Consider the following 4168-nt stretch of genomic DNA (forward strand, 5'->3'; position numbering starts at 1 on the left):
ACATCAGCTTCCCAAGCTGAATACGCGGGTTCGATTCCCGTCATCGGCTCGACATATATACAGCCGCCCCCTGCCCCAGGCCACCGCCCTCACGCAAGCGGCCGGAACACCGGCAGCACCCGGTATTTCGCCTCGAACACCGCTTCGGAATACACCTTTCCGACCTCGCCGTCGTGGGCGATGACGGTGGGGCCGTCCACCGCGGTGAAGCTGAACCTGGGCACCTGCATCTCGTGGTAGAGCGCACAGCGCGGTAGCTGACCCAGCGCCAGTGAAAACAGGATTCTGGTCCGCGCCAGCCGGCGGCCGGTTTCCAGGATGCGCACGTCGATCAACCCGTCGTCCACCCGCGGTCGCAGGGCGGGTGCGAAACCCGATGGCAGGTACTGCGAATTGCCGACGAAGAACAGCGACGTCGCCAGCGTCGTGTTGTCGTAGTGGATGCGCACCGACGGCTCGGTGCGCAAGGTGCGCAGCATCGAATACAGCGCCGCCAGCGGCTTGCCGATGCGCTTCTCCAGCAACTCCCGCCTGCGGACGAACAACGGGTAGGCGCCGATGCTGGCGGTGTTGACCACTATCTGGCTGTCGTTGAGGCACACCAGGTCCACATACGCCGCGCTGCCGTCCCGGATCGCGGCGACCGTCTTTGCCACGGTGTCGCAGCCGATGTCCTTGGCGAAGTGGTTGAAGGTGCCGGCGGCGAAGACCGCCAGCGGCAGTCCCGCGTCGACCGCGACCCCCGCCGCCGTGGCGACCGTCCCGTCGCCGCCGCCGACGGCCAGCACCTCGGCGCCCTCGGCGGCCTCCCGGAGCACCGCGGCGGGATCGTCACCGGGTGCCAGCTCGACGATCCGGGCCTCGGGCAACTCGACGCGAACCTGCTCGACGACGCGGGTGCCGGTGCCGCTGCCCGATGCCGGATTGACCACCAGGACCACGCCGGCGCCGCCGGGCCGCGGCTGGGTTTGAACCCTCAGCGGTTCGGTTTTCGGCAATGCGGTCTCCACGACCGGCGGCACCAGCCGGCCGCCCAGCACGGCGATTCCCGCCCCGATACCGAACCCGGCGATCACGTCGCCCGGGTAATGCACGCCCGTCGCCACCCGGGACAGGCCGACCAGGCCCGCGAGCAGGGCCAGCCCGAACCCCAGCGGCGGGCTCTCCAGGCCCGCCGCGACGGCGAACGCGGCGGCGCTGGCGGACTGCCCCGAGGGCAGCGAATTGGATGTCGGGCGCCGGTGGGCCCGACGGCCCGGCGGCACCGCGTCGTAGTCCGGACGGGGGCGCCGGCGGATTCGTTTGGCGACCTGGTTGGCGAACAGGCTGGTGACCGCGAGCGTCGCCACGCCACGGACGGCGCCGCGCTGGGCGGATCGGTTTCCCGACGCCAGCATGACACCGGCGATACCGAACCACAGCTTGGAGTGGTCGGCCGCCCGGGTCAGTGGCGGCATGAGCGCGTCCAGCAGCGGGTTGGGAGATTCGGCGACCGCGTCGAACAGTTCGCGATCGAGGTCGCCCAAGCCGCGGGTGATCTCGGCGATGCCGCGCAGCGGCCACCAGGTCATCGTCGGCTAGAAGACCCGCACCCAGTCGACGAGCATCTCCATCGGGTAGGTGCCCGCTGCCGGGTCGCCGCCACCGGAACCGCCGACGGCCAGGTTCAGGATCGGGAACACGGTGTAGTCCGGGTCGTTGAACGGCCACTCGCGAATCGGCTCGTCGATGTTCTCGATGCCGATCGCCGGAACCGAGAAGTAGGGCTCCATGTCCTCTACGTAGTCGAGCCAGAAATACATGCCGAACTGGTCCCAGAAGACCCGCCACCGGTGCCACGCGCCGTCGACACCGATCGGATGGGTTTCGAATGCCCTGCCGTCCGGGTTCGCGTGCACGGTGGTTCCCGAGGGCCAGCTGCCGTTGCCGTACCACTCGATCAGGTCGATTTCGCCGCCGCGCCCGGGGTCATCGTTGGACAACCACCACGCGGGCCACACGCCCCGCCCCAGACAGTTCATCTTGATCCGGGCTTCCCAGGTGGTCCCGATGCCGCCCCGCCAGAGGCCGTGGACCAGGCCGCCGAAGTAGCCGGTGTCGTCATGGGTAGCCCGCAACACCAGGTTGGAGTTGCCGTCCAGGCACACGTTCGCCCGGCTGTCGCGGTACTGCCCCCAATACTGGGGCCGGTCGAAGTCGACCGGATTGCGGATCGGCGTGCGGAAGTTCGACACCACCCATTTGGACGGGTCCGGGGCCGAGCCGGCGGGACCGTCGAACTCGTCGTGCCAGATCAGCCCACCGGGAGGCCCCGCCGCGGGCGCTGCCGGCATCGGGGCCGGGCGCGCCGGGGAGAGCGGCCGGGACGGGTTCGCCCCCGCAGTCGGAGCCTGGATTGCGGCCGCCAGGGCGCCGAATCCGGCCAGCGTCATCATGCGACGGCGATCCATCTGTGACATGGCAACGCACGATATCAGCACGCGCGCCGGGGCGCAGTCTCCGTGCCGTGTGGGATCATCAACCGATGAACTCCCAGGACGATCCCGAAGCCCGGATCCGGGAGCTGGAACAGCCGCTGGCCGACATGGCGCGCGCCTCCGAACTGGGCGGCGGCGGTGACGACTCCCGCCCGCCTTACCCGTCAGTGCCTCCCGGACCGGCGGCGCCGCCGTTCCCCGGCTATGGCGGCCCCTACCCCGGTGCGGCGCCCACCTCGTCAGCGGGTCGCCGGGGGGTTTGGATCCTGGCCGCCATCGCAATGATCGGCCTCCTGGTAGGGGCATGGGCCGTCGCCACCTATACCGGGCGTCAGATGTCCCGAAGCGACGGCGGTCTCCTGCCGCCCCGCCACAGCGCCTCGCCCACCAGCGCGCCGCGCCGCGTCCCGAATCGCGCCGCACCCACCACCGGCAAGAGACATCAGCCGACCCCGCAGGCGCCGCCGGCCACCGAGCCGGCCGGCGCACCGGTGACCATCTCCGGCATCGATGGGAACAGAACGATCGAGTGCAGGGACGGCACGATCACGGTCAGCGGTATCTCCAACACGGTTGTGCTGACCGGACACTGTGCGCGTGTCGACGTCTCCGGGGTGGACAACGCGGTCGAGGTCGATGCCGTTGACGCGATCGAGGCCTCCGGCCTCAACAACAGGGTGACCTATCACTCCGGGTCGCCGAAGATCAGCAAGTCCGGGAGCGGAAACGTGGTCGAGCAGGGCTGAGCCGGGCGGGGTCGAGTCGGGCCGGGCCGAAGATACGATCCGGCGACCGGCTCACCGCGTTCGGCTACCGCGGATCGTCGGCCGGATCGTCGGCCGGATCCTCACCGGAATCGTCGGCGGTATCGTCGAGCACGCTGGCCGCGATGCCGTACGGCAGGAACCGCACTTTGCGCTTCGGGTCGGTGTTGCTCTTATAGGACCGCAGGGCGTCGAGTTCGGTGGAGAAGACCTGTTCCACCCGGGCGCCGCCGTCGGCGTCGACCGTGTAGATCGCCCACACGCCGTCACCGGCCTCACCGGTGGTCTCCGGCTGCGACGGGGCGCGCCGGGACAGATCCTCGAAGATGGCCGACCATACCGGGCGGGCACCCGGCGGCCCGACGAACTTGCCGATCCGCTCGAACACCTCGCGCAACCCCTCGGTGCCTTCCCTGATCACCCGATCGATGTCGTCGGGATCGAAACCGAACCCGCCACCCGAAGAATCACTGCCGCTCACGCGACCTCCTAGCAAGTCGAACTGTTGGCCACCAGTGTGCCGTCCACCGGCGACATCCGCCACCGCGGCCGCACCCGGCCAACCGGAGCGGGTATCACCCTCAGACAACACGCTGGCAACGGACAACCGAAACGTTCAGTTCCCCGAACTTCGGAACGGGTTCTGCGGTTCCGGGGCCGCTGCACCTGGGTCCTGCGGATTCTCGCCGACCGGGACCTGGATGGGGATCGGGACCGGAATCAGCGGGACATGCAGCCATTCGGTGGTCATTTTCGCCGACGGCGGTGCCGGCTCTGCCGGAGCCTGCCGTTCGGCAGGAAATCCCGGTGCGCCGACGTCGGCGCCGGCGGGCTGCGGGTTCGGCGGCGGGGGCGCAGTGGTGGTCACCGGTGCGGGCCGGGCCGTTGTCTTCGCCGGTGCCGGGGGCGGCGTCTGCAGATGCGTCT

General features: G+C 69.8%; 4 protein-coding genes and 1 pseudogene. 1 reads left to right on the top strand and 4 read right to left on the bottom strand.

The features are described from left to right. Nucleotides 1–89: 89 nt before the first annotated feature. On the bottom strand, nucleotides 90–1571 hold the full coding sequence (locus ACK5M9_RS07770; RefSeq protein WP_416892598.1) for a bifunctional phosphatase PAP2/diacylglycerol kinase family protein: 1482 nt from the start codon (nucleotides 1569–1571) through the stop codon (nucleotides 90–92). 6 nt (nucleotides 1572–1577) lie between these two features. Next, the gene (locus ACK5M9_RS07775) at nucleotides 1578–2459 is read right to left on the bottom strand and encodes a family 16 glycosylhydrolase (protein WP_416892599.1); all 882 of its coding nucleotides are present in this window, start codon (nucleotides 2457–2459) and stop codon (nucleotides 1578–1580) included. Between the two features lie 65 nt (nucleotides 2460–2524). Between ACK5M9_RS07775 and ACK5M9_RS07780 the strand changes: the two genes are divergently transcribed. Then, entirely contained in the window at nucleotides 2525–3223 is a 699-nt protein-coding gene (locus ACK5M9_RS07780; RefSeq protein WP_416892600.1) for a DUF3060 domain-containing protein, read from the top strand. 64 nt (nucleotides 3224–3287) lie between these two features. On the opposite strand, the gene ACK5M9_RS07785 is transcribed toward ACK5M9_RS07780, so the two are convergent. Continuing rightward, on the bottom strand, nucleotides 3288–3722 hold the full coding sequence (locus tag ACK5M9_RS07785; RefSeq protein ID WP_416892601.1) for a hypothetical protein: 435 nt from the start codon (nucleotides 3720–3722) through the stop codon (nucleotides 3288–3290). A 135-nt stretch (nucleotides 3723–3857) separates the two neighbouring features. Next, nucleotides 3858–4168 (bottom strand): annotated as a pseudogene (locus ACK5M9_RS07790) (hypothetical protein); the annotation flags it as partial.

The organism is Mycobacterium sp. (assembly GCF_047975165.1).
Lineage (GTDB): Bacteria > Actinomycetota > Actinomycetes > Mycobacteriales > Mycobacteriaceae > Mycobacterium.

Excerpts from the sequence above, each read along its gene's own strand:
- ACK5M9_RS07775 (WP_416892599.1), bottom strand. The coding sequence starts at position 2,459 with ATGTCACAGATGGATCGCCGTCGCATGATGACGCTGGCCGGATTCGGC.
- ACK5M9_RS07770 (WP_416892598.1), bottom strand. The coding sequence starts at position 1,571 with ATGACCTGGTGGCCGCTGCGCGGCATCGCCGAGATCACCCGCGGCTTG.
- ACK5M9_RS07780 (WP_416892600.1), top strand. The coding sequence starts at position 2,525 with ATGAACTCCCAGGACGATCCCGAAGCCCGGATCCGGGAGCTGGAACAG.